General features: G+C 73.2%; 22 protein-coding genes. 13 read left to right on the forward strand and 9 right to left on the reverse strand.

Annotated elements, in window-relative coordinates; translation table 11 throughout:
• Nucleotides 1-109 precede the first annotated feature (109 nt).
• The 7 genes from ACZ4UX_RS08670 (at nt 110) to ACZ4UX_RS08700 (ending at nt 7804) form a co-directional block, all read left to right on the forward strand.
• Nucleotides 110-871, forward strand: a complete 762-nt coding sequence (locus ACZ4UX_RS08670) for a 3-hydroxybutyrate dehydrogenase (RefSeq protein WP_465706109.1) — start codon at nt 110-112, stop codon at nt 869-871.
• Between the two features lie 41 nt (nt 872-912).
• On the forward strand, nt 913-2325 hold the full coding sequence (locus ACZ4UX_RS08675; protein WP_359802694.1) for an MFS transporter: 1413 nt from the start codon (nt 913-915) through the stop codon (nt 2323-2325).
• A 135-nt stretch (nt 2326-2460) separates the two neighbouring features.
• On the forward strand, nt 2461-4407 hold the full coding sequence (locus ACZ4UX_RS08680) for a helix-turn-helix domain-containing protein (protein WP_465706110.1): 1947 nt from the start codon (nt 2461-2463) through the stop codon (nt 4405-4407).
• A gap of 182 nt (nt 4408-4589) precedes the next feature.
• Nucleotides 4590-5387: a lipoyl(octanoyl) transferase LipB gene (gene lipB / locus ACZ4UX_RS08685; protein WP_352286991.1), complete on the forward strand. Its 798-nt coding sequence runs from the start codon at nt 4590-4592 to the stop codon at nt 5385-5387.
• A 149-nt stretch (nt 5388-5536) separates the two neighbouring features.
• Nucleotides 5537-6493 carry a lipoyl synthase gene (locus ACZ4UX_RS08690; RefSeq protein ID WP_329487348.1) on the forward strand — a complete coding sequence of 319 codons (957 nt, stop codon included), beginning with the start codon at nt 5537-5539 and terminating at the stop codon, nt 6491-6493.
• Nucleotides 6494-6801: 308 nt separating this feature from the next.
• Nucleotides 6802-6987 (forward strand): SCO2195 family GlnR-regulated protein, encoded by a 186-nt coding sequence (locus ACZ4UX_RS08695; RefSeq protein WP_465706111.1) that lies wholly within the window; start codon nt 6802-6804, stop codon nt 6985-6987.
• 127 nt (nt 6988-7114) lie between these two features.
• Nucleotides 7115-7804 (forward strand): DUF4191 domain-containing protein, encoded by a 690-nt coding sequence (locus tag ACZ4UX_RS08700; protein ID WP_329487350.1) that lies wholly within the window; start codon nt 7115-7117, stop codon nt 7802-7804.
• Nucleotides 7805-7896: 92 nt separating this feature from the next.
• On the opposite strand, the gene ACZ4UX_RS08705 is transcribed toward ACZ4UX_RS08700, so the two are convergent.
• A complete protein-coding gene (locus ACZ4UX_RS08705) occupies nt 7897-8364 on the reverse strand; it encodes an RDD family protein (RefSeq protein WP_329487351.1) in 468 nt (155 codons plus the stop codon).
• Between the two features lie 254 nt (nt 8365-8618).
• On the opposite strand from ACZ4UX_RS08705, the gene glnA reads away from it, so the two are divergent.
• Nucleotides 8619-10031 carry a type I glutamate--ammonia ligase gene (glnA, locus tag ACZ4UX_RS08710; protein WP_329487352.1) on the forward strand — a complete coding sequence of 471 codons (1413 nt, stop codon included), beginning with the start codon at nt 8619-8621 and terminating at the stop codon, nt 10029-10031.
• A gap of 97 nt (nt 10032-10128) precedes the next feature.
• Here the strand turns inward: glnA and ACZ4UX_RS08715 are convergent, their stop codons facing one another.
• Nucleotides 10129-11346: a cytochrome P450 gene (locus ACZ4UX_RS08715; RefSeq protein ID WP_465706112.1), complete on the reverse strand. Its 1218-nt coding sequence runs from the start codon at nt 11344-11346 to the stop codon at nt 10129-10131.
• Between the two features lie 143 nt (nt 11347-11489).
• Here ACZ4UX_RS08715 and ACZ4UX_RS08720 point away from each other — a divergent pair, with 143 nt between their 5' ends.
• On the forward strand, nt 11490-11846 hold the full coding sequence (locus tag ACZ4UX_RS08720) for an ArsC/Spx/MgsR family protein (protein WP_465706113.1): 357 nt from the start codon (nt 11490-11492) through the stop codon (nt 11844-11846).
• A 46-nt stretch (nt 11847-11892) separates the two neighbouring features.
• On the opposite strand, the gene ACZ4UX_RS08725 is transcribed toward ACZ4UX_RS08720, so the two are convergent.
• Complete coding sequence (locus ACZ4UX_RS08725) at nt 11893-12363, reverse strand: pyridoxamine 5'-phosphate oxidase family protein (protein WP_465706114.1); 471 nt, start codon at nt 12361-12363, stop codon at nt 11893-11895.
• 84 nt (nt 12364-12447) lie between these two features.
• Between ACZ4UX_RS08725 and ACZ4UX_RS08730 the strand changes: the two genes are divergently transcribed.
• Nucleotides 12448-12999, forward strand: a complete 552-nt coding sequence (locus ACZ4UX_RS08730) for a DUF1697 domain-containing protein (RefSeq protein ID WP_465706115.1) — start codon at nt 12448-12450, stop codon at nt 12997-12999.
• 116 nt (nt 13000-13115) lie between these two features.
• Entirely contained in the window at nt 13116-13661 is a 546-nt protein-coding gene (locus ACZ4UX_RS08735; protein WP_329487357.1) for a DUF1707 and FHA domain-containing protein, read from the forward strand.
• Between the two features lie 32 nt (nt 13662-13693).
• Here the strand turns inward: ACZ4UX_RS08735 and ACZ4UX_RS08740 are convergent, their stop codons facing one another.
• The gene (locus tag ACZ4UX_RS08740) at nt 13694-14656 is read right to left on the reverse strand and encodes a DUF1152 domain-containing protein (RefSeq protein ID WP_465706116.1); all 963 of its coding nucleotides are present in this window, start codon (nt 14654-14656) and stop codon (nt 13694-13696) included.
• Between the two features lie 63 nt (nt 14657-14719).
• Here ACZ4UX_RS08740 and ACZ4UX_RS08745 point away from each other — a divergent pair, with 63 nt between their 5' ends.
• Nucleotides 14720-15313 (forward strand): DUF6891 domain-containing protein, encoded by a 594-nt coding sequence (locus ACZ4UX_RS08745; protein WP_352286977.1) that lies wholly within the window; start codon nt 14720-14722, stop codon nt 15311-15313.
• Between the two features lie 93 nt (nt 15314-15406).
• Here ACZ4UX_RS08745 and ACZ4UX_RS08750 read toward each other — a convergent pair whose 3' ends face one another.
• From ACZ4UX_RS08750 to ACZ4UX_RS08760, 3 genes are all read right to left on the reverse strand, one after another.
• The gene (locus tag ACZ4UX_RS08750) at nt 15407-15793 is read right to left on the reverse strand and encodes a hypothetical protein (protein WP_465706117.1); all 387 of its coding nucleotides are present in this window, start codon (nt 15791-15793) and stop codon (nt 15407-15409) included.
• Between the two features lie 250 nt (nt 15794-16043).
• A complete protein-coding gene (locus ACZ4UX_RS08755; protein ID WP_465706118.1) occupies nt 16044-16763 on the reverse strand; it encodes a hemerythrin domain-containing protein in 720 nt (239 codons plus the stop codon).
• Between the two features lie 351 nt (nt 16764-17114).
• Entirely contained in the window at nt 17115-18182 is a 1068-nt protein-coding gene (locus tag ACZ4UX_RS08760; RefSeq protein ID WP_465706119.1) for an alpha/beta hydrolase, read from the reverse strand.
• A gap of 435 nt (nt 18183-18617) precedes the next feature.
• Between ACZ4UX_RS08760 and ACZ4UX_RS08765 the strand changes: the two genes are divergently transcribed.
• Nucleotides 18618-19379, forward strand: a complete 762-nt coding sequence (locus tag ACZ4UX_RS08765) for an SDR family oxidoreductase (protein WP_465706120.1) — start codon at nt 18618-18620, stop codon at nt 19377-19379.
• A gap of 50 nt (nt 19380-19429) precedes the next feature.
• Here ACZ4UX_RS08765 and ACZ4UX_RS08770 read toward each other — a convergent pair whose 3' ends face one another.
• Nucleotides 19430-19651 carry a hypothetical protein gene (locus ACZ4UX_RS08770; RefSeq protein ID WP_329487364.1) on the reverse strand — a complete coding sequence of 74 codons (222 nt, stop codon included), beginning with the start codon at nt 19649-19651 and terminating at the stop codon, nt 19430-19432.
• A gap of 167 nt (nt 19652-19818) precedes the next feature.
• On the reverse strand, nt 19819-21594 hold the full coding sequence (locus ACZ4UX_RS08775) for a carbohydrate-binding module family 20 domain-containing protein (RefSeq protein ID WP_465706121.1): 1776 nt from the start codon (nt 21592-21594) through the stop codon (nt 19819-19821).
• Nucleotides 21595-21749: the final 155 nt, after the last annotated feature.

Below are 21749 nucleotides of genomic sequence, written 5' to 3' on the forward strand. Positions count from 1 at the left end.
GGCCGAACCGCCGATCGGCCCTCGTAGCGGTGACCACCACAGGGCGCCCGGCCGCTGTGGTACGCCATCACATGGGAGCCGGGCCGCCGACTTCCTACCGTTCTCGGCCATGGACACCACTTCAGCCCGCCCGCTCGAAGGCCGTACGGCCCTGGTCACCGGGGCCGCCTCGGGCATCGGCCGGGCCTGCGCCGAAGCCTTCGCGGAGGCCGGCGCCCGGGTCTACGTCGTCGACCTCGCGGCCGCCCCGGCCCGGGAACTCGCCGAGCGGATCGGCGGCGTGGCGCACGTCGCCGACCTCGCCGACCCGGACGCGGTGGAGGCGCTGCCGGACGACGCCGACATCGTGGTCAACAACGCCGGCCTCCAGCACGTCGCGCCCGTCCACGAGTTCCCGATCGAGCGCTTCACCCTGATCCAGCGGGTGATGGTCGAGGCCCCGTTCCGCATCCTGCGCCGCACCCTGCCCCACATGTACGCGCGGGGCTGGGGGCGGGTGGTCAACATCTCCTCCGTGCACGGCCTGCGGGCCAGCGCCTTCAAGTCGGGCTACGTGACGGCGAAGCACGCCCTGGAGGGTCTGAGCAAGACGGTCGCGCTGGAGGGCGCGCCCCACGGCGTCACCAGCAACTGCGTCAACCCGGGGTACGTGCGCACCCCGCTGGTGGAGCGGCAGATCGCCGACCAGGCGCTCGCGCACGGCATCCGCGAGGACGAGGTGGTGGAGCAGATCATGCTCGACCGGCCCGCCGTCAAGCGGCTGATCGAACCCGACGAGGTGGCGCAGCTGGCCCTCTGGCTCTGCTCCGCGCACGCCTCCTACATCACCGGCGCCAGCCTCCCCGTCGACGGCGGCTGGACGGCCCGCTGATGCCCCCTCACCCCACTCCCCCCTTCGAGGTGACCCCGCCCATGGCCAGTTCCCCCGCCGTCGCGAGACCAGGCTCCCCCCTCTGGAAGGTGGTCGGTGCCAGCCTCATCGGCACCACCATCGAGTGGTACGACTACTTCCTCTACGGCACGGCCGCGGCGCTCGTGTTCGGCAAGGTGTTCTTCCCGGCGAGCGATCCGCTGACCGGGACCCTGCTCGCCTTCCTCACCTACGCGATCGGCTTCGCCGCCCGGCCGCTGGGCGCGCTGGTCTTCGGGCACTTCGGCGACCGGGTAGGCCGCAAGCGGCTGCTGGTGGTGAGCCTGCTACTGATGGGCGGCTCGACCACGCTGATCGGCCTGCTGCCGACGTACCACCAGATCGGCGCCGCCGCGCCGGTGCTGCTGACCGTGCTGCGGCTGGTGCAGGGCTTCGCGCTCGGCGGCGAGTGGGGCGGCGCGGTCCTGCTGGTCTCCGAGCACGGGGACGCGCGCAGGCGCGGCTTCTGGGCGTCCTGGCCGCAGGGCGGCGCCCCCGCGGGCAACCTGCTGGCGGCGGGCGTGCTGTCGCTGCTCACCACGGTGCAGTCGGACGCCACCTTCCTGTCCTGGGGCTGGCGGGTGCCGTTCCTGCTGTCGGCGCTGCTGGTGGCGGTCGGCATGTGGATCCGGCTGGCGGTGGACGAGTCGCCGCTGTTCCAGCAGGCGCTGGCGGCCGCCGAGGCCCGGAAGGCGGCCGGCCGGGCGGTGGAGCAGCCCCCGCTGGTGGCGGTGTTGCGCCACCACTGGCGGGAGGTGCTGGTGGCGATGGGTGCCCGGATGGCGGAGAACATCTCGTACTACGTGATGACCACCTTCGTGCTGGCCTACGCGGTGACCCAGGTGCACCTGCCGAAGCAGACCGCGCTGAACGCGGTGCTGATCGCCTCGGCGATCCAGTTCGCGCTGATCCCGGTGTTCGGGGCGCTCTCCGACCGGGTCGGGCGCAAGCCGGTGTACCTGGTGGGCGCGGTGGGCGTCGGGGTCTGGGCGTTCGTCTTCTTCGGGCTGGTGGACACCCGCTCGTTCGGCTCGCTGCTGCTGGCGGTGACCGTCGGGCTGGTCTTCCACAGCGCGATGTACGCGCCGCAGGCGGCCTTCTTCTCCGAGATGTTCGCGACCCGGATGCGCTACTCGGGCGCCTCCATCGGCGCCCAGTTCGCCTCGGTGGCGGCCGGCGCCCCGGCCCCGCTGATCGCGACGGCGCTGCTGAAGGACTACGGCAGCTCGACGCCGATCGCGGTGTACGTCGCCGTCGCGGCGGTGATCACCGTCCTCGCGGTGCTCTGCGCCCGGGAGACCCGCGGCCGGGACCTGACCGAGGCCGACCCGGAGGCCGGTGCGCAGGCCGGTGCGCAGGACCGGGTGGCGGGTGCGCCGGAGAGCGCCGCCGTCACCAAGACCGCGCGGGCCTGACGGACCGGTGGCCGGCGCCCACGACCCCGTGCGCGCCGGCCACCCGCACCGGCCACCCGCGCCCGCCGGGCCGAGCGGCTACGATCGCGCTTCCGTCCCTGGGGTAGCGACCCACTGCCGATTGGCGGCCGTACCGTGAACGACCCCCGTCCCGAGACCGGCGCGGCACCCGCGCTACGGCGGTTGCTCGACCTCCTGGCCTCCGGGGCCGCCACCGAGGACTTCGCCGAGGTGCTGGCCGACGCCCGCCGCCGGGGGGCACCGGCGGCCGTGCTGAGCGCGATCGACGACGCCACCTGGCAGGCGCTGCGGGTGCACCGGACGCTGCGCCAGCACCGCCGCCGCGAGGCCGAGCTGACGGCGCTCTTCGACACCGCCGGGGACCTCGCCGCCTCCCGGGACCTGGACACCGTGCTCCAGGCGATCGTCCGCCGGGCCCGGCTGCTGCTCGGCACCGACACCGCCTATTTGACACTCCCGGACGAGGCCGCCGGCGACACCTACATGCGGGTCACCGACGGCTCCGTCTCGGTGCTCTTCCAGACCCTGCGGCTGAGCCTGGGCGACGGCCTCGGCGGCCTGGTCGCCCAGACCGCCCGCCCGTACGCCACCCCCGACTACCGGACCGACGAGCGGTTCCACCACACCGGCACGATCGACGCGGGCGTGCTGGACGAGGGCCTGGTGGCGATCATCGGAGTGCCGCTGCTGCTCGGCGGGCGGGTGATCGGGGTGCTGTTCGCCGCCGACCGCGCCCCACGCGCCTTCTCCCCCGACGAGGTCGCGCTGCTCTGTTCGCTGGCCGCGCACGCCGCCATCGCGCTGGACACCGCCAAGTCGCTGGCCGACACCCGGGCCGCGCTGGCCGGGCTGAACAGCGCCAACGAACTGATCCGGGCCCACTCCGCCGCCGTCCAGCGGGCCGAGCAGGGCCACGACCGGCTCACCGACCTGGTGCTGCGCGGCGCCGAGGTACCGGACGTCGCCGCCGAGGTCGCCGCCCTGCTGGGCGGCGAGGTGGCGGTCCTGGACACCGAGGGCGACCCGCTGGCCGGCCGGGCCCAACCCGCCGAGGGGCTGGCCGGGGCCGTCGCCGCCTCCCGGGCCGAGGGCCGGTCGGTGCGGCACGGCGAGGACTGGGTCTGCGCCGTGCTGGCGGGCCAGGAGCCGCTGGGCACCCTCGTGCTGCGCGGGCGGCCGGGCCTGGAGGACGCCGACCGGCGGCTGTTCGAACGGGCCGCCGTGGTCACCGCGCTGCTCCTGCTGCTGCGCCGCTCGGTGGCCGAGACCGAGAACCGGGTGCGCGGCGAGCTGCTGGCCGACCTGCTGACCGCCCCCGACCGCGACCCGGCCGGCCTGACCGCGCGCGGGCGCCGGCTCGGCGTGGACCTCGGCCGCCCGCACCTGGTGCTGGTGGCGGAGCCGGCCGGCGCCCCCGGCACCGCGGCGACCGACCGCGGCCGGCTGGCGGGCGCGGCGGGGCGCTACCTGTTCGGCTCGCGCGGCATCAGCGCGGAGCACGGCGAGGCCGTGGTCCTGCTGCTCCCGGAGGACGCGCCGGCGGGCCCCGCGGGTACGGCGGGCGCGGCGTCCGCCCAGCAGGCGGCCGAGCTGGCCGCCGAGCGGCTGGCCCGGCTGGCCGGCTTCCCGGTCACCGTGGGTGTCGGCCGTCCCGCCGCCGGGCCGGTCGCGCTGGCCTCCTCGTACGCCGAGGGCCTGCGCTGCGTCCGGGCCCTGCGGGTGCTCGGCCGGGCCGGGGACGGCGCCTCGGCCCGCGACCTGGGCTTCCTCGGCGTGCTGCTCGGCGACGGCCACGACGTCGACGGCTTCGTCGGCGCGACGCTCGGCCCGCTGCTGGAGTACGACGCCCGGCGCGGCACCGAACTGGTCCGCACCCTGCGCGCCTACTTCGACTGCGGCGGCAGCCTGACCCGGGCCAAGGACGAGCTGCACGTGCACGTGAACACCGTGGTGCAGCGGCTGGACCGGGTCGAGGCGCTGCTGGGCCCGGACTGGAACCGTCCCGAGCGCGCGCTGGAGCTCCAGCTGGCGCTGCGCCTCCAACTGCTCGCCGGCGCCTGAGCCGGGGTGCTCCCGGGGCCTTCCCGGGGCGCTCCCGGGGTCGCTGCGGGCGGTTCGGGCCGGTCGTCCACCGCATTCGGGCACCTGAACGACCCGCCGGGGCTCGGGCGTACAGTGGCGAGGTTGGTCTCGAACGCCGGGCAAGGAGCAGCAGTGGCCACAGAGCGCGACGAGGTGGGCGCATGAGCGGGAACGTACGGTTCGTGCGCCTGGGCACCGGCGACGGTGCCGTCCCCTACCAGGAGGCCTGGGAGGAGCAGCAGCGGCTGCACGCCCTGCGGGTCGCGGACGAGATCCCCGACACCGTGCTGCTGCTGGAGCACCCCCCGGTGTACACGATGGGCCGCCGCACCAACCCGGCCGACCTGCCGCTGGACGGCACGCCGGTGGTCGAGGTCAACCGGGGCGGCGAGATCACCTGGCACGGCCCCGGCCAGCTGGTCGGCTACCCGATCGTGAAGCTCCCCGAGCCGATGGACGTCGTCGCCTACGTGCGCCGGCTGGAGGAGGCCCTGATCCGGGCCTGCGGCGAGTTCGGCGTGGAGACCACCCGGATCGAGGGCCGCAGCGGGGTCTGGGTGCTCGGCGCGAGCATCCCGGACGCGGTGGTCGACCCGGCGCAGGTGGTGGACATCGGCAAGCTCACCCTGCGGATGGGCCTGCCACTGGGCATCGACCCGCGGCTGGCCGGCCCCGAGTACGCGCCGTCCAACGCCGGGCAGCGCGGCGACGACCGCAAGCTCGCCGCGATCGGCGTCCGCGTCTCGCGCGGGGTGACGATGCACGGCTTCGCGCTGAACTGCAATCCGGACATGACCTGGTTCGACCGGATCGTGCCCTGTGGCATCCGGGACGCGGGCGTGGCCTCGCTCTCCGGTGAGCTGGGCCGCGACTTCGAAGTCGGCGAGGCGCTGTCCGTGGTCGAGAAGCGCCTGGCGGAGGTGTTCGCCGAGCTGCCGGAACCGGCACTCGGCCGCTGAGCCCGCTCCCGGGGCCGACCGACCTCGCCACCCGGGAATCTACCGGCCGGTAGCACTGTTGCCCTGCGTTTGCGGGCCACGGGCCCGGCGAAGGCCGTACAAGCACAGGCGTACCCTGGGGGTACCCCGTCTAGTTCTAGGAGTCGCACGTGTCCGCTGTCGCACCCGACGGCAGGAAGCTGCTCCGCCTGGAGGTCCGCAACAGCGAGACCCCCATCGAGCGGAAGCCCGAGTGGATCAAGACCCGCGCGAAGATGGGGCCGGAGTACAACGCCCTCCAGTCGCTGGTGAAGAAGGAGGGGCTGCACACGGTCTGCCAGGAGGCCGGCTGCCCCAACATCTTCGAGTGCTGGGAGGACCGCGAGGCGACCTTCCTCATCGGCGGTGACCAGTGCACCCGCCGCTGCGACTTCTGCCAGATCGACACCGGCAAGCCCGCCGACTTCGACCGTGACGAGCCGCGCCGCGTCGCCGAGTCCATCGTGACCATGGACCTCAACTACGCCACCATCACCGGCGTCGCCCGCGACGACCTGGCGGACGGCGGCTCCTGGCTGTACGCCGAGACGGTGCGCCAGGTGCACGCGCTGACCGCCGGCCGCGAGAGCGGCCGCACCGGCGTCGAGCTGCTGATCCCCGACTTCAACGCCGTCCCGGAGCAGTTGGCCGAGGTCTTCTCGTCCCGCCCCGAGGTGCTGGCGCACAACGTCGAGACGGTGCCGCGGATCTTCAAGCGGATCCGCCCGGCGTTCCGCTACGAGCGCTCGCTGGACGTCATCACCCAGGCCCGCGCGGCCGGGCTGGTGACCAAGTCCAACCTGATCCTGGGCATGGGCGAGACCCGCGAGGAGGTCAGCCAGGCGCTGGCCGACCTGGTCGGCGCCGGCTGCGAGCTGATCACCATCACCCAGTACCTGCGCCCGTCGCTGCGCCACCACCCGGTCGAGCGCTGGGTGAAGCCGCACGAGTTCGTCGAGCTGCAGCAGGAGGCCGAGGAGCTCGGCTTCGCCGGGGTCATGTCCGGCCCGCTGGTGCGGTCCTCGTACCGCGCCGGGCGGCTGTACCGGCAGGCGCTGGAGCACCGCGAGCGGACCGCGGCGGTCTGACCGCGTCCGGTCGTGTTCCGGCCGCGGCCGCGGGGCCGGTTGCGGCCGGAGGCCGCCGCGAGGCCGCTTCGGCCGCGGAGCCGCGGTCCGGTCCGGCCGCCGTCCGGTGTGAGCCATCTGAGGGGCGGAGCTACGGCTCCGCCCCTTCGGGTTCACCGGGCTTTGACTGACGGGTCACGGGCTGGTAACACGGAGTGGTGAGGATGGAAGCGTTCGAATCATTTCCGCCACACGATCCACCCTGTGATCCACCACGAGATCCGCGACGGGATCCGCGACGGGATCCGCCACAAGAGGAGCTGTTCGACATGCAGGTCGGCATCCGGTCGGTGGGCACCGCGCTGCGGCTGGCCGAGAGCGTGCTGCTCGCGGGCGGGCAGCGACAGGCCCGGCGCAACGCCTGGGCCGCGGTCTGCGAGAACCGCCGCTACGCGGCGGACCGCGAGCGCGACACGGTGTCGGGAGGCCCCGTGGTGGAGTCCGCGCGCCGTTAGGGCCCCTCCGGCGCCGCCCCCGCGCGACCACTGTGCGCGACCGTCCCGGGGCACCCGGGTCACGGTTCGGTGCGAACGGGTACCCGGGCTTGGTTATCCCGTACCGACGGCACGTACCATGAGCGTTATGGCGAGGGAAACATCCGAGAACCCCGGGCGACTGAAGCAGATCCGCCTGGCATACACCATGACCAAGAAGGTCGACACCAAGATCGGCCTGATCATCGCCGGCGTCGGCCTGCTGACCTTCGGCGTGTTCCTCGCCATCGGCTTCGCGATCGACCACCCGATCTATCTGGGCATCCTGGGCTTCATCGTGGCTTTCCTGGCCATGGCGATCGTCTTCGGGCGCCGGGCCGAGCGCGCGGCGTTCGGGCAGATGGAAGGGCAGCCGGGGGCCGTGGCGGCGGTGCTGAACAACATCAAGCGAGGCTGGAGCGCGAGCTCCACCCCGGTGGCGGTCACCCGTAACCAGGACGCGGTCTACCGCGCCGTGGGCCGGGCCGGCATCGCGCTGATCGGCGAGGGCAACCCGAACCGGGTCCGCCAGCTGCTGGCGTCCGAGAAGAAGAAGATGGCCCGGGTCGTCGGCGACGTGCCGGTGCACGACATCGTGGTGGGCACCGGCGAGGGCGAGATCCCGCTCAAGAAGCTGCAGGTCCACCTGATGCGACTGCCCCGCGCGATCACGCCCGCCCAGGTCACCGAGACCAACGACCGCCTCCGCGCGCTGGGCGACCTGCTCTCCAAGGCGCCGATCCCCAAGGGCCCGATGCCCAAGGGCGCCCGGATGCCCAAGGGCGGCCAGGTCCGCTGACCCCCTCCCCCATCGACGCGAACGGCCCCGCCGCGGAATCTCCGCTGCGGGGCCGTTCGTCGTTCCGGGGGGGTGCCGTGGGGCGGCGTCCGCTAGATGCGGACCTCGACCGTGCCGACCGCCTTGTCGTGCAGGCCGCGGGTGTCGCGGTCCCACACCAGGGCCGGCACCACCAGGCAGAGCAGCAGGGTGCGCAGCAGCACCTGCGGGATGGTCGCGCGGCGGCCGTCCAGGCGGACCACCCGCAGGCCGAACAGCCGCTTGCCGACGGTCGTGCCCGTGGTGGCGAGCAGCAGCACGGTGACGGCGAAGAACAGCGGGGTGGTCCACAGGTTCGCCGAGGCCGGCGAGCCCTTGCCCAGCAGCCCGTAGGCGACCAGGGCGATCAGCCAGCCGTCGACGAACAGCGCGCCCAGGCGCCGGCCCGGGCCACCGATCGAGCCGGTGCCCTCCTTGGGCAGTCCGAGGCGCTCACCGCGGTGGCCGAAGTCGGCACCCATCTTCTCGGCGGCCGCCTTCGGGCCGTCGATCCACGATCCCAACGCTTCTCTGGTGTCCACGAATCCACACTAACCGGGCGGACGGCGCGGCTCGGCACCGGCTCCCCCGGAGGGTGAATCCCGTCTCCCGGGGCTTCCCAAGTGGTCCAGACCACTCGCGGGGCGCGATCCGGGCCGCCGAAGCGTTTTGCCCCGGAGCGTACGACTTTGCCGCCCGCCCGGGGGTGGCGGTTAACATTCAGGAAACGAGCGGGTCACCGGTCGGAAACGGCCTGTTCCTAGGGTGAGCCCCATTCGCACGCCGAGGAGGATGGATGTTCAACAACGCCGCCGAAGTGAAGCAGTTCATTCAGGACAACGATGTGAAGTTCATCGACGTCCGGTTCTGCGATCTCCCGGGCGTCATGCAGCACTTCTCCGTGCCCGCGGCGACCTTCGACCCGTCCGAGACCCTGATGTTCGACGGCTCGTCGATCCGCGGCTTCCAGGCCATCCACGAGTCCGACATGGCACTCGTCCCGGACCTGGCCACGGCCCGCCTCGACCCCTTCCGCAGGGACAAGCACCTCAACATCAACTTCTTCATCCAGGACCCGGTCACCGGCGAGGCGTACAGCCGTGACCCGCGCAACGTCGCGAAGAAGGCCGAGGCGTACCTCGCCTCCTCCGGCATCGCCGACACCGCGTTCTTCGGCCCCGAGGCCGAGTTCTACGTCTTCGACTCGGTGCGCTTCGACACCAGCGCCAACGCGTCGTACTACCACATCGACTCCGAGGCCGGCGCCTGGAACAGCGGCTCCGCCGAGGGCGACGTGCGCGGCTACAAGGTCAAGTACAAGGGCGGCTACTTCCCGATCCCGCCCGTCGACCACTTCGCCGACCTGCGCGCCGAGATGTCGCTGGAACTGGCCGCGGCCGGGCTGGAGGTCGAGCGCCAGCACCACGAGGTCGGCACGGCCGGCCAGGCGGAGATCAACTACAAGTTCAACACGCTGCTGCACGCCGCCGACGACCTGATGCTGTTCAAGTACATCATCAAGAACGTCGCGTGGCGCAACGGCAAGACCGCCACCTTCATGCCGAAGCCGATCTTCGGCGACAACGGCTCGGGCATGCACGTCCACCAGTCGCTGTGGACGGAGGGCTCGCCGCTCTTCTACGACGAGCAGGGCTACGCCGGCCTGTCCGACACCGCCCGCTACTACATCGGCGGCCTGCTGAAGCACGCCCCCTCGCTGCTCGCCTTCACCAACCCGTCGGTGAACTCCTACCACCGGCTGGTGCCCGGCTTCGAGGCCCCGGTCAACCTGGTCTACTCGCAGCGCAACCGCTCGGCGGCGATCCGGATCCCGATCACCGGCTCCAACGCCAAGGCCAAGCGCATCGAGTTCCGCGCGCCGGACCCGTCGTCCAACCCGTACCTCGCGTTCGCCGCGATGCTGATGGCCGGCCTCGACGGCATCAAGAACAAGATCGAGCCGCTGCAGCCGGTCGACAAGGACCTGTACGAGCTGGCCCCCGAGGAGCACGCCAACGTGCCGCAGGTGCCGTCCTCGCTCCCGGCCGTCCTGGAGGCCCTGGAGGCCGACCACGAGTACCTGCTCGCGGGCAACGTCTTCACGCCCGACCTGATCGAGACCTGGATCGACTTCAAGCGCACCAACGAGATCGCCCCGATCGCCCTCCGCCCCCACCCTCACGAGTTCGAGCTGTACTACGACCTCTAGAAGGCCCTCGCCGCACGGCGGTTCGGACTCGCAGCGTGCCCTGGGGGTCAGCGTTTCGCTGACCCCCAGGGCACGGTGCGTTCCGGGCTCGGCGGGGTCAGCGGATGGTGACGGGGAGGGTGTCGAAGCCGCGGAGGACGAGACGGTCGCGGCGGGTGGGGACGCCTCCGGGGGCGAGTCGCTGGAAGCGGTCGAGGAGCGCCGGCACGGCGAGCTCGGCCTCCAGCCGGGCCAGCTGGGAGCCGAGGCAGAAGTGCGCGCCGCCGCCGAAGCTGAGCGGCTGGCTGTCCGTCCGGGTGGGGTCGAAGAGTTCCGGGCGGTGGTAGCGCGCCGGGTCGTGGTTGGCGGCGGCCAGCAGGACCAGCACCACCGTGCCGGGCGGCGTCGGCACACCGGCCACGTCGAGCCCGGCGGCCAGCGCGATCCGAGTGGTGAGCTGGACCGGCGAGTCGTGGCGCAGCACCTCGTCGGTGAACCGCGCCGGGGCGAGCGCGCCGGTGCGCAGCCCCGCCATCGCCCACGGGTGCCGGAAGAGCAGCGAGAGCCCGTTGCCGAGCAGGTTGGTGGTGGTCTCGAAGCCGGCCACCAGCAGCAGCACCAGGTTGGCCAGCAGCTCGCGGCCGGAGATCCGCTCCGGGGCCTCGACGGCGATCCGGGCGAGGTCGCTGACCAGGTCGTCCTGCGGACGGGCCAGGCGCTCGGCGGCGAGCGCGGTGAAGTAGCCGGACAGCTCGTCGGCGGCGGCGTCGGCGACGGCCAGCTCGGCGAGGTCCTGGACCAGCTCCAGGGCGACGGTCAGGTCTCCCGCGAGAGCGCGGAACCGGTAGCGGTCCGGCTCCGGGACGCCGAGGAGTTCGCAGATGACCTCGACCGGCAGCCGGAACGCGAAGGCGTCCATGAAGTCGACCGGCGAGCCGTCCGCGCCCTGCTCCGCCATCGCGTCCAGCAGCCGGCCGACCGCGGCCTCGACGGCCGGCCGCAGCGCCGCCACCCGGCGGGCGTTGAAGGCCGAGGCGATCAGCGAGCGCACCCGGGCGTGGTCGGGCGCGTTGCGCTGCAGGATCGAGCGGCCGAGCAGGGTCACCGACGAGTGCCGGGCCACCTCGGCGTTCGCCTCCGCCAGCAGCTCGATGTCCTCCAGCCCGAAGCCGGGGTCGCGCAGCACCCGGTTGGCCGCGGCGTGGCCGGCCACCAGGACCGTGCCGGGCCCGGCGGGCACGGCGGGGCCCAGCTCGTGCAGCCGCGCGTACAGCGGGTACGGGTCCGCCATGCCCCTGTCGGCCGTCAGCCGCTCGATGATCGACGCGCCGTCCACCCGGTGCTCCCCTCCCGCGATCCGCTGCCGAGACCGCGTTCCCGGGGCCTCGCTGCCGGTTCGTAAACCGCCGGTGGACGCACGGTAGTTCCCGGGAGCCCGGGTTCACCCGGCCGGGGACCGGCAGTCGGTACCCTGGCGGCATGGAGATCTGGATCAACCCCCGCTGCGGGAAGTGCCGCACGGCACTCGGCGCACTGGAAGCCGCCGGCGCCAAGTACACCGTGCGGCGCTACCTGGAGGACCCGCCGACCGCCGCGGAGCTGGAGCAGATCCTGGAGCGGCTGTCGCTGGAGCCGTGGGACATCACCCGGCTCGACGAGCGGGCCGCCCAGGACCTGGGCATGAAGCGCTGGACCAGGGAGCCGGAGGACCGGGCGCGCTGGATCGCGGCGATGGCCGAGCACCCGATCCTGATCCAGCGCCCGATCATCACCGCGGAGGACGGCCACGCCGTCGTGGCCCGCACGCCGGAGGTCCTCAAGTCGGTCCTGCCGTAGGGCCCGCGAGCGGACGGTGCCGCCGCGACCGGGCGGCCGGCAGCGGTCAGTGCCGCTGGATCCGCCGCACCGGCTCGCCCGGCCGCCAGGACGTGATCCACAGGTGGTCGTCGCCCACGGTGGTGTGCACCGCCTGCTCCAGCTCCAGCCGGAAGGCCTGGAACGGGCCGGGCGGCGGCTCCGGCAGGTCCGCCGCGTAGGCGGCCAGCTCGGTCTCGTCGGTGATCTCGACGGCCCGGCCGGAGAGCTTGGAGTCACCGCCCGCCAGGGTCTCGTCGCTCGGGGTGCTGTGCAGCGCGAAGCGGGGATCGCGCTGGAGGTCGCGCGCCTTCCGCGCGCCCCGCATCGACCCGAGCGTCAGGTCCGCGCCGAGGAAGTCCACCTCGATGCCGCTCACCCGGGGCGAGCCGTCCGCGCGCAGCGTCGCCAGGACGTGGTGCTTGTTCGCCTCGAAACGGGCCCGCACGGCGAGGGCCAGCTCCGGTGCCTCGTGCTCGAAATCCTGCCAGGTAGCCATGGCCTCCAGTCTGGCACCGGGCACCGACCGTGCCCGGGAGGCGCTGTCGAAGGCGCTGTCGGTGCCCGGTGCCAGACTGGACGGGTGACCACCACGACCACGTACATCGCGTTCCTGCGGGCCCTCAACGTCGGTGGCCGGACGGTGAAGATGGAGCGGCTGCGCGCCCTCTTCGCCGAGCTGGGCCTCGACGACGTGCGGTCGTACATCCAGAGCGGCAACGTCTTCTTCCGCACCGCGGAGCCGGACCGGGCCGCGCTCACCCGGCGCATCGAGGAGCACCTGGCCGAGGCGCTCGGCTACCCCGTCCCGACGATGCTGCGCACCGTGGACGAGGTGGCGGCGCTGCTCGACGCCGAGCCGTTCGCGGGCATCGAGGCCACCCCGGAGATCCGTCTGGTGGTCAACTTCCTCTCCGAGCCGCTGCCGGCGGACTTCCCGGTCCCCTACACCTCGCCCAAGGGCGACTACGAGGTGATCGGCGCCGACGCCGGCGCCGCGTACGTGGTGATCCACCTGCGGGACGGCAAGTGGCGGACCGGCAGCAAGCTCTTCGGCGCGTCCTACCGGGGCTCGGCCACGGCCCGCTTCCTGCACACCACCGCCAAGATCCTGGCCGCCGCCAGGAAGGCCTGACCCCGGGCCGGCGGCCGGCCGGGTGGACGGACCGGCGGACGGGCCGGCGGCCGCCGGGCCGACCGGCGCGCCCGGCAATCTGGACAGGCACGGGCGGGTGACCCGACAATCGGGCCATGACGTCTCCTGAGATCCGGACGCACGTGGTCCGGCCGTCCGAGGCCGAGCGCGACCAGGCGCTCGGGGTGCTGCGGGAGGGCGCGGGCAGCGGCCGGCTGTCCCACGACACCTTCCTCGGCCGGATGGAACTCGTCCTGCACGCCGGCAGTCGGGCCGAACTCGACCGGGCGATGGCCGACCTGCCGACCGGCAATCCCTTCGGCCGCTTCGTCCTGCGGACGGTGGGTCAGCTCTCGGCCTTCGGCGTGCGGTTGCGCGGGGCCTGGCGGATCGAGCGGCTGCCCGGACTGAGCCTGCCGCACCCCGCCGCACGGCAGTTGACGATCGGCCGGGTGCCGGGCTCGGGGCTGCGGCTGCATGACGCCTCGGTGTCGCGCCACCACGCCGAACTGCGGCGGGAGGGCGAGGACTGGGTGCTGTACGACCTCGGCTCGACCAACGGCACGCACGTGAACGGGCTGCGGGTCGCGGGCGGCGTCCGCGTCCGCCCGGGCGACCAGGTCCGGTTCGGGAACCTGGAGTTCCGGCTCGCCTCGGGCTGAACGGGCGCCGGGGCGCGGGGCACCCGCCGCCGTCAGTGCGGGAACTGCCGGGGCGGGCGCCGAACCGGCAGGGTGTCGCGGAACTCCTCGATCACGCTGCTGATCTGGCGGGTCAGCACGGTCCGCTCGATCAGGTGCAGATAGCGGTGCTCGGCGGCCAGGGCCTCGACGGTGACGCCGAAGTACAGCGTCATCAGGGGATTGACGAAGAGCGGGCTGCCCTTGGTGCGGTCGGTGAACCGGACGTCGCCGAACTCGCCGCGCAGGGCGGCCGCCACCGAACCGTTGACGATGCTCGGGTACTCGGGGAACGCGGCCCTCGCGTACTCGACGGCATCCAGGTAGAGCGCGCCCTCGCGGCTGTCGCGCGGGATCGAGAACGCCCCGAGGTAGCCGCCGGCCCGCTCCAGCGCGGCGAGGTTCTCCAGCACCAGCGCGTGGTTGACGCCGTGGAAGGCGTCGATACCGAAGCCCAGGCAGGCGACCAGGCGTTCGGGGACCTCCGTCAGCCCGGCGACCGCGCCGAGGCTGGCCATGTCCTCCTCCGGCGTGCCCAGGCCGGCCTCGTCGCCGCGCATCAGGATGTCGGTGCCGCCGTCGACCAACAGCACGGCGTCGACGGCGAGATGGGCGGTGAGCGCCCGGTAGGCGTCGCGCAGCGGCCGCACCCCGACCTTCGGGAACGCCCACACCGTGTCGGGCATGCCCTGCCGGTGCAGCCAGCGGGCCAGCGTCCGCTCGGGGAAGTAGCCGTCGGGGGCCGCGGTGTCGGGGCGGATCCGGGCGACGTCGGGCTCCAGCCAGACCTCGGTGGGAAGGCCGTGGAGGTGGCTGAAGGAGAGGTTGGCCAGGTGCACCTCCTTGCCGGCCGCGCGCAGCGCGAGTGCCAGCGGCAGGCCCGCGTACACGTCGAATCCACCGCCGGCGCCGGCGATCAGGATGCGGTCGGCCGCCAGCAGACGGGTGATCAGAGGCGGTTCGAGAAGGGAGGGCACCGGGGGACGGTAGCACCGGGGGCGGCCGGCGGGACTGTCGGTGGTCGGTGCGAGGATGCGGGCATGAACCAGGAGACCGAGCTCAGCTTCGAGGTACGGCGCGAGGCGGAGGAGCGTGCCCGCGAGTTGATCCGCTGCGGGTTCCAGGAGCCGGACGAGATAGCCGAGTCCCTGGTCGACGAGTTCGAGGACCAGGGACTGGAGCCGGAGGACGCCGAGGAGATCGTCGCCCCGCTCTGGCAGGAGCGGCTGGCCGAGCAGGCGTCGTGGCCGGAGACCACGGACGTGGACCGGCTGGAGGAGGCCTTCGACGCGCTGGAGGAGCAGGGCATCGTCGCGGCGATGGACTTCACCTGCTGTGCCAACTGCGGCTACGCGGAGATCGGCGGCGAGGCGGACGAGGATTCGCGCGGCTTCGTCTTCTTCCATCAGCAGGACACCGAGGGGGCGGCCGCCGGGCGTGGACTGATGCTGCGCTACGGCGGGTTCCGGGCCGACGGCGGGAGCGCCGAGTCGGCGGAGCTCAGGACGGTGGAGATCGGCCGCGCGGTGGTCGCGGCGCTGGAGGCGGCCGGACTGCCGGTGGAGTGGGACGGCTCGCCGGAGAAGGCGATCTGGGTGACTCCGCTGACCTGGCTCAACCGCCTGCCCGAGTAGCGGGCCACGGCCGCTGCCCGCTACCGGCCCGCGGCGGCACCCGGCCGATGGCGGCGACGGCCGGCGGAGGCACCCGGCCCGCCGCGGCAACGGTCAGCGGCTGACGTGGAGTTCGGCGTAGTGGTCGTGGGCGTTGGCCTTGCGCAGGGTGATCCTGGCTGTGCCGATGGTGGTCTCGGCGCCCTCGGCGACGGTCCTGGTGTCGTCCCCGAGCTTCACCTCGGCCGCGCTGTCCGTGATGTGACTGATAGTCAGTTCGACGGTCCGGTCGCCGCCGAAGACCTGGACGGTGTGGGTGGAGTCGCCGCCCTCGGTGCGGACGACGACGTCGCAGCTGTTGTCGCTGGTGCAGAGCGCGGCGCCGCCCTCGCAGGCGGTCAGCCCGGCACCGAGCAGCAGCACGGCGGCCGCCGCGAACAGGGTCGGGCGGACCGGTACGGGCCGGCGCGCGGGGCGCGCGGTGGTGGTCGCTGTGGTCATGGTTCCGACGGTAGGCGGCGACCCGGGCCCCGCCATCCGCCCCCGGCGGTACCCTCCCCCTGGCCGCCCCCGGACTGGCCGGGCCATCCCGCCCCCGACGAAATCGGGGTCAATCCCCTAGGGAACAAAGAGAGTTGAGGCGCCCAGCGCGCCCGACGCGGACCCGGCGCCGATCATCGCACACCGTCGCGGCATAGGCGCCAGGCATATGCCACGCGCGTAGATCGAGGGCCCGCGAAAGGCCCGCCGCTCACTCGGCGGAGCCGTCCAGGGCCTCCGCCGGACCCCAGAGCAGGCCGGTGCAGCGCTGGTAGGTCGCGTGCCAGTGCGGCCAGTTGCGCGCCACATCGTCGTCGCACTGGGCCAGCAGGGACTCGACCACCGCCGGCTCGACGCCGTCCAGCAGCCAGGCGAGCGCGTCGGCGGTACCGGGGCCGTCGGCGGAACGCAGCAGCTCCAGCAGCTCCGGCAGGCTGCCCACCCGCGAGGACCGCGCGAAGACCCGCTCCATCCGCGGCAGCAGCTGACGCTCCTCGATCCGCAGGTGGGTCTCCAGCCGGGCCGCCAGGTCGTCCATGGCGTAGGCGACCGGCCAGGTGCTGCCCGCGTCCCGGCTGGCGATCCGGACCAGGGTGGTGACCCGGGTGAAGGAGTGGTCCAGGTTGTGGTGGTCGCTCTCCAGCCAGTTGAGCAGCAGGCGCAGCTCGGGCGCGAAGCGGCGGACCAGCGGCCAGACCCGGATGTCCTGCTGCTCGTGGTGGCAGGTCAGCATCGCGGTGACGAAGGTCCAGTGCCGCAGGAGCGCCTCGCCCTTCTCGTCCTCGCCGGGCTGGAGCAGCCGCAGGGCGTTGGGCAGTCGGGCGAGGTCGCGACGGAGGGCGTTGTGCACCAGCCGCAGCCCGGCGAACCGGATGGCTTGCGGCTCCTCGTCGGCGGCCCGCTGACACTGGGAGCCCGCCTGGGCGGGCACGGAGGGGGACGCTAGGGACAGCAGACGGCTCGGCATGGCACTCTCTTCACGACTTGGCACGGCGGGCTTGCACGGCATGGCACGACCGGTCCTCCCGGACCGGTTCCGTGGCTGGCAGCACTGGCGGAATGCGGTCCCACCACAGTGGCCGTAGTCGATCAGAGGCGAATCAATGTCCGATTGACGCGCAGGTCAGCGGCCTGCCGCGGACTTGGCGGCAGCCGTCCGCGCCGTCGGCGACGGGCGCGCCGGCGTGGACGAGGACGAAGGCGGGGCCCCGACCCGGCGTCCGGCGGCCCGCGCCGGGGCGGGGCCACCGGACGCGTCCACGGCGGCGCCTCCCCGGCCGGGTCAGTCGCTCTGCGGCCCCGCGAGGTTCCTGGTCAGCCACTGCAGCGTGTCCGGGATCATCTTCTTGAAGTCGCTGGTGAGGTGCTTGCCGCCGGCCTGCTCGTAGTACTCGACGGAGAGCGGCGGTGCGGCCTTGGCGACCCACGCCTTGACCAGCTTCATCTCGAACGGGTTGGCGCCGCCCGCGGTGGCGAGCAGCTTCACCTCGGCCTTGCCCTGGGTGACCAGCAGATCGGGGCTGTTGGCCTGCCGCTCCGCCTCGTGGCCCTTCCAGAGCGGCGAGTCCGGGTTGAAGTAGCCGTCGATCGGGACGGCGGCCTTGAACTTGTCCGGGTGCTGCAGAGCCAGCTTGGCACTGCAGAACGCACCTGTGGAGGCACCCATCAGGCCCCAGCCGTCGCGGCCCTTCACCGTCCGGAAGTTGGCGCGGACGAAGTCCGGGATGTCCTCGGCCATCCAGGTGCCCATCTTGGGCTGGCCCGGGATGTCGGCGCACTCCAGGGCCTTGGCCTCGTTGGAGTCGAGGTTCTGCACCGGCATGATCATGATGAACGGGTGCGCCTTGCCGGCCTTCGCCAGGTCGGCGTCGATCTCCTGGATCGGCAGCTGGTTGTCGGTCCAGGTGTTGTACCCCGCGCTCTGGCCGCCCGCGTAGAGGGTGAGCACGGGGAAGCCGGTCCGGGCGTACTTCGGGTCGTTGTACTGGGGCGGCAGCCAGACCCAGACCTTGCCGGAGACGCCCGACTTGGGCCCGTTCAGCGTGGTCATCAGGATCTGTCCGGCCGCGGTGTCCCGGGCCTTGCCGAAGCTCGCCTCCGGGCCGGTGGGCATGAGGACCTTGCCGGCCGGGTTCGGGGCCGTCGTCGCCGGGGTGCCGGGGGCGGCCGTCGGGCTGCCGGGTGCGGGGGTGCCGCTCGCCGTACCGGCGCCGCCCTTGGCGCTGCTCGCCTTGGCGGCGTCCCCCTTGCCGCCGGCATCCGTACTGCCGCACGCCGCCAGCGAGGCGGCCAGGGCGAAGGCGGCGGCGCCGGTCAGGGCGGCACGGACACGGGTGGACTGCGGCTGCACGGTGAGGACTCTCCGACCGATGTCACGCCCGGCCCCTCGGGAGCCGGCCGGCGGCCCCCGGGTGGGGCCGGACAGACCCGGGGTGCGACGTCACGCCGGCCCCCGGGGCGGCGGCGCGCCGCCCCTCGCGGGAGCGCGCCGTCCTGCGATCTTATGACGTGGACCCGGGCGGCCCGGTTGCGCTGCGGCCTGCGCCGATTCAAGGTTTGTCCCCGATCGGGTCAAGCCCCGCAGGCGCCCCCGCCACCCGGAGGGGCGGGCCACCCGCCGGGTGGCGGGGGGCTCCCCCGGGGTCCCCCCACAACCGACGGCGCGCCGGACGGGAGGGAGCCGGACTTTGGGACCTTCCACCAGTGACTCGGGGCGGCGGATCGGGAACGATCGCACCTGCCGTCGACCGACGGGCCGCCCGAAGACCCTCCGAGGAGTACCGCCATGCCACAGCAGATCGCCGTCGTCACCGGAGCCGGCAGCGGGGTGGGGCGCGCCGTGGCCGTGGAGCTGGCCGCCGCCGGGTGGCTGCCGGTGCTCGCCGGACGGCGGGAGGAGCCGCTGCGCGGGACGGCCGAACTCTGCGCGGCGGCCGGACCGGGCGGCGGGGCGGCCGTCGTGGTGCCGACCGACGTCACCGACCCGGCGGCGGTGGACGCGCTCTTCGCGGCGGCCGCCGAGCCGTGCGGCCGGGTCGACCTGCTGTTCAACAACGCCGGGACGTTCGGCGCGCCCGCCGCGGTGGACGAGCTGGACATCGCCGAATGGCGGGCGGTGGTCGACCTCAACCTCACCGGCGCCTTCCTCTGCGCCCGGGCCGCGTTCCGGCGGATGAAGGCCCAGGACCCGCGGGGCGGCCGGATCATCAACAACGGCTCGATCTCCGCGCACGTGCCGAGGCCGCACTCGATCGCGTACACCGCGACGAAGCACGCCGTCACCGGGCTGACCAAGTCGCTGTCGTTGGACGGGCGTCCGTACCGGATCGCCTGCGGGCAGATCGACATCGGCAACGCGGCGACCGAGATGACGGCGGCGATGAGCACCGGCGTGCGGCAGGCGGACGGGCGGATCGCGATGGAGCCGACCATGGACGTCGCGGACGTGGCCCGCACCGTGCGGCACATGGCGGAGCTGCCGCTGGAGGCCAATGTGCAGTTCGCCACGGTGATGGCGACCGCGATGCCGTACATCGGACGCGGCTGACCCGGGCCACAGGGGCACCCGGCCGACCCGGGCCGCGGGGGCACCCGGCGCTACTCGTCGTGGGAGTGGCGGTAGCGCCGTCGGCCGCCGGTCTCGTCCAGCCGGTAGACGCTGGTGGTCGGCCAGTACTCGCCGGCCTCCGCGGCGGGCAGTTCGGCCCGCAGCACCATCCGCAGCGAGGGCGGCGGAGCCGCGGCGTGGACCCGCTTGCGGTGACCGTCCCAGCGGCCGCCGCACAGTTCGACGTCCAGGACGGCGGGGGTGGTTCTCATCCCGTGATGCTGACAGCGTTCACCCGTACCGGGGCGGCGAACCGGCGGGATCCACTCGCCCGGGGTAGTTGCCGGGCGGCGCGCTGACGGCCGCCCGGGGAGGGTGGCACGCCGACGGCCGCCGCCCTCCCCGACGCAGGGCGGAGGGTGGCGGCCGTCGGCGCGGGTCAGCCGCGCCAGGTGTCGTTCAGGACCAGGCCGCCGGAGGCCGGCACCGTCGCCGCGCGGTTGGCGCCGGACTCCCAGGTCACGGCCCCGGCGGCGTCCTTGCGGACGTACTTGTACTCGAAGGACGTGCCCGCCGGCATCGTCACGTCCAGCTTCCAGACCGGGTACGCGGCCGAGGAGAGCGGCAGCGCCCGGGCCGGGTCCCAGCCACCGAGCGCGGCCGTACCGCCGACCACGAAGATGTTCTGCCCGGGCACGGTGGTCGCGTTGACCGCGAAGGAGGCGCCGCCGCTCACCGGCGTCCCGCCGCCGGAACCGCTGGAACCGCCCGAGCTGCCCGCGCCGCCGGGGGCGCCCACGTACAGCGCCACCGCGTCGCCCGCGCCGACGGTCGCGGTGAAGCGGCCGTCCGAGCCGACGGTGTAGGACGGACCGCCGCAGCCGCCCGCCGTCGGGTCGCCGTGCTGGACGTCGCAGTAGGAGCCGGCCGGCAGCGAGGTCTGGAAGGTCTGGGTGACCGGCCCGCTCTCGCGGTTGATCGCCACGAAGCCCTTGCCGCCGCGCCCGAAGGCGATCGCGTTGTTGCCGTTGGACCACCAGTTGGTGATCCCGGTGCCCGCCACCGCGTTGCGGAAGCCCACCATGTTGGCGACCTGCCGCCAGGCATGGGTGCAGTTCCAGCCGTCGCTGTAGCAGGCGTTGACGGTGCCGCCGTTGGGCGGGCCGTCGTCGTGGCCGGAGAAGGCGTAGCCGGAGTAGACGTTGGGCGAGCCGTAGGGGTCGGCCAGCATGAAGACGTTGGCCAGGGTGTAGGCGGAGCCGTCCTTGTAGGTCAGCGTGGAGCCGTTGCGCTCGGTGTCCCAGTTGTCGACGAAGGTCCGGGCCTTGTCGCCCGGCAGCAGACCGGAGCCCCAGGAGGCGAGGTCGGCGATCCGGCCGCCCTGGAAGGCGCTCTTCAGCCAGGTGCCGGAGCGGAACTCGTCGACGTCGCCGGTGCCGGTGTACTCGGTGGGCTGGATCGGCTCGCCCGCGCCGTAGATGACCTCCTGCACCCAGTACGCGTTGGGGTTGGCGGTCTTCGCCTTGATCGCGGCGAGGTCGGCGGCGGCGATGTGCTTGGCCGCGTCGATCCGGTAGCCGTCGACGCCGAGCGAGGCCAGGTCGTTCAGGTAGCCGGCGATGGTCTGCTGGACGTAGGAGCTGCCGGTGTTCAGGTCGGAGAGGTTGACCAGTTCGCAGTTCTGCACGTTCGAGCGGTCGGCGTAGTTGCTGATCGCGGCGCGGCAGGAGTGGAAGTCCTGGTCCTGGTAGTACCCGGGGTAGGTGTACTTGGTGTAGTTGGTTCCACCGGTGCCGGTCCCGGAGCCGGCCGACATGTGGTTGATCACCGAGTCGGCGATCACCTTGACGCCCGCCGCGTGGCAGGTGTCGATCATGCTCTTGAAGGACGCCCGGTCGCCGAGGCGCCCGGCTATCCGGTAGCTCACCGGCTGGTAGGACGTCCACCACTGGCCGCCCTGGATGTGTTCCTGGGGCGGCGAGACCTCGACGAAGCCGTAGCCCTTCGGGCCGAGGGTGTCGGTACAGGCCTTGGCGACGGAGTCGAAGCGCCACTCGAAGAGGGTGGCCGTGACGTCCTTGCCGTTGCCGGGTGGGGCGGCCTGGGCGGTGGGGGCCGCGCCGAAGGCCGCGGTGAGCGAGAGCGCGAGCGCCGCCGAGGCGGCGAGCGCGCCGGCCGTCCGGGCAGGCCGGCGGGTGGGGGCGGTGGTGACCACGATGTCTCCTGGGGGCTGGGGTGGGGCAGCCTGGGGTACCGCGTGTGAAAGGTTGCTGAAACTTGCTGGAAACTTGCAGCGCTGAACCTAAGGTCACGCTGAGAGCCCGTCAAGGCCTTGGGAACAACGTTTCCGCAGCCCCGGAAACCTCGTAT

The organism is Kitasatospora sp. NPDC028961 (genome assembly GCF_055564815.1).

Excerpts from the sequence above, each read along its gene's own strand:
- ACZ4UX_RS08750 (WP_465706117.1), bottom strand. The coding sequence starts at position 15,793 with ATGACCACAGCGACCACCACCGCGCGCCCCGCGCGCCGGCCCGTACCG.
- ACZ4UX_RS08695 (WP_465706111.1), top strand. The coding sequence starts at position 6,802 with ATGCAGGTCGGCATCCGGTCGGTGGGCACCGCGCTGCGGCTGGCCGAG.
- lipB (WP_352286991.1), top strand. The coding sequence starts at position 4,590 with ATGAGCGGGAACGTACGGTTCGTGCGCCTGGGCACCGGCGACGGTGCC.
- ACZ4UX_RS08700 (WP_329487350.1), top strand. The coding sequence starts at position 7,115 with ATGGCGAGGGAAACATCCGAGAACCCCGGGCGACTGAAGCAGATCCGC.
- ACZ4UX_RS08675 (WP_359802694.1), top strand. The coding sequence starts at position 913 with ATGGCCAGTTCCCCCGCCGTCGCGAGACCAGGCTCCCCCCTCTGGAAG.
- ACZ4UX_RS08735 (WP_329487357.1), top strand. The coding sequence starts at position 13,116 with ATGACGTCTCCTGAGATCCGGACGCACGTGGTCCGGCCGTCCGAGGCC.
- ACZ4UX_RS08670 (WP_465706109.1), top strand. The coding sequence starts at position 110 with ATGGACACCACTTCAGCCCGCCCGCTCGAAGGCCGTACGGCCCTGGTC.
- ACZ4UX_RS08725 (WP_465706114.1), bottom strand. The coding sequence starts at position 12,363 with ATGGCTACCTGGCAGGATTTCGAGCACGAGGCACCGGAGCTGGCCCTC.
- ACZ4UX_RS08770 (WP_329487364.1), bottom strand. The coding sequence starts at position 19,651 with ATGAGAACCACCCCCGCCGTCCTGGACGTCGAACTGTGCGGCGGCCGC.
- ACZ4UX_RS08745 (WP_352286977.1), top strand. The coding sequence starts at position 14,720 with ATGAACCAGGAGACCGAGCTCAGCTTCGAGGTACGGCGCGAGGCGGAG.
- ACZ4UX_RS08765 (WP_465706120.1), top strand. The coding sequence starts at position 18,618 with ATGCCACAGCAGATCGCCGTCGTCACCGGAGCCGGCAGCGGGGTGGGG.
- ACZ4UX_RS08720 (WP_465706113.1), top strand. The coding sequence starts at position 11,490 with ATGGAGATCTGGATCAACCCCCGCTGCGGGAAGTGCCGCACGGCACTC.
- glnA (WP_329487352.1), top strand. The coding sequence starts at position 8,619 with ATGTTCAACAACGCCGCCGAAGTGAAGCAGTTCATTCAGGACAACGAT.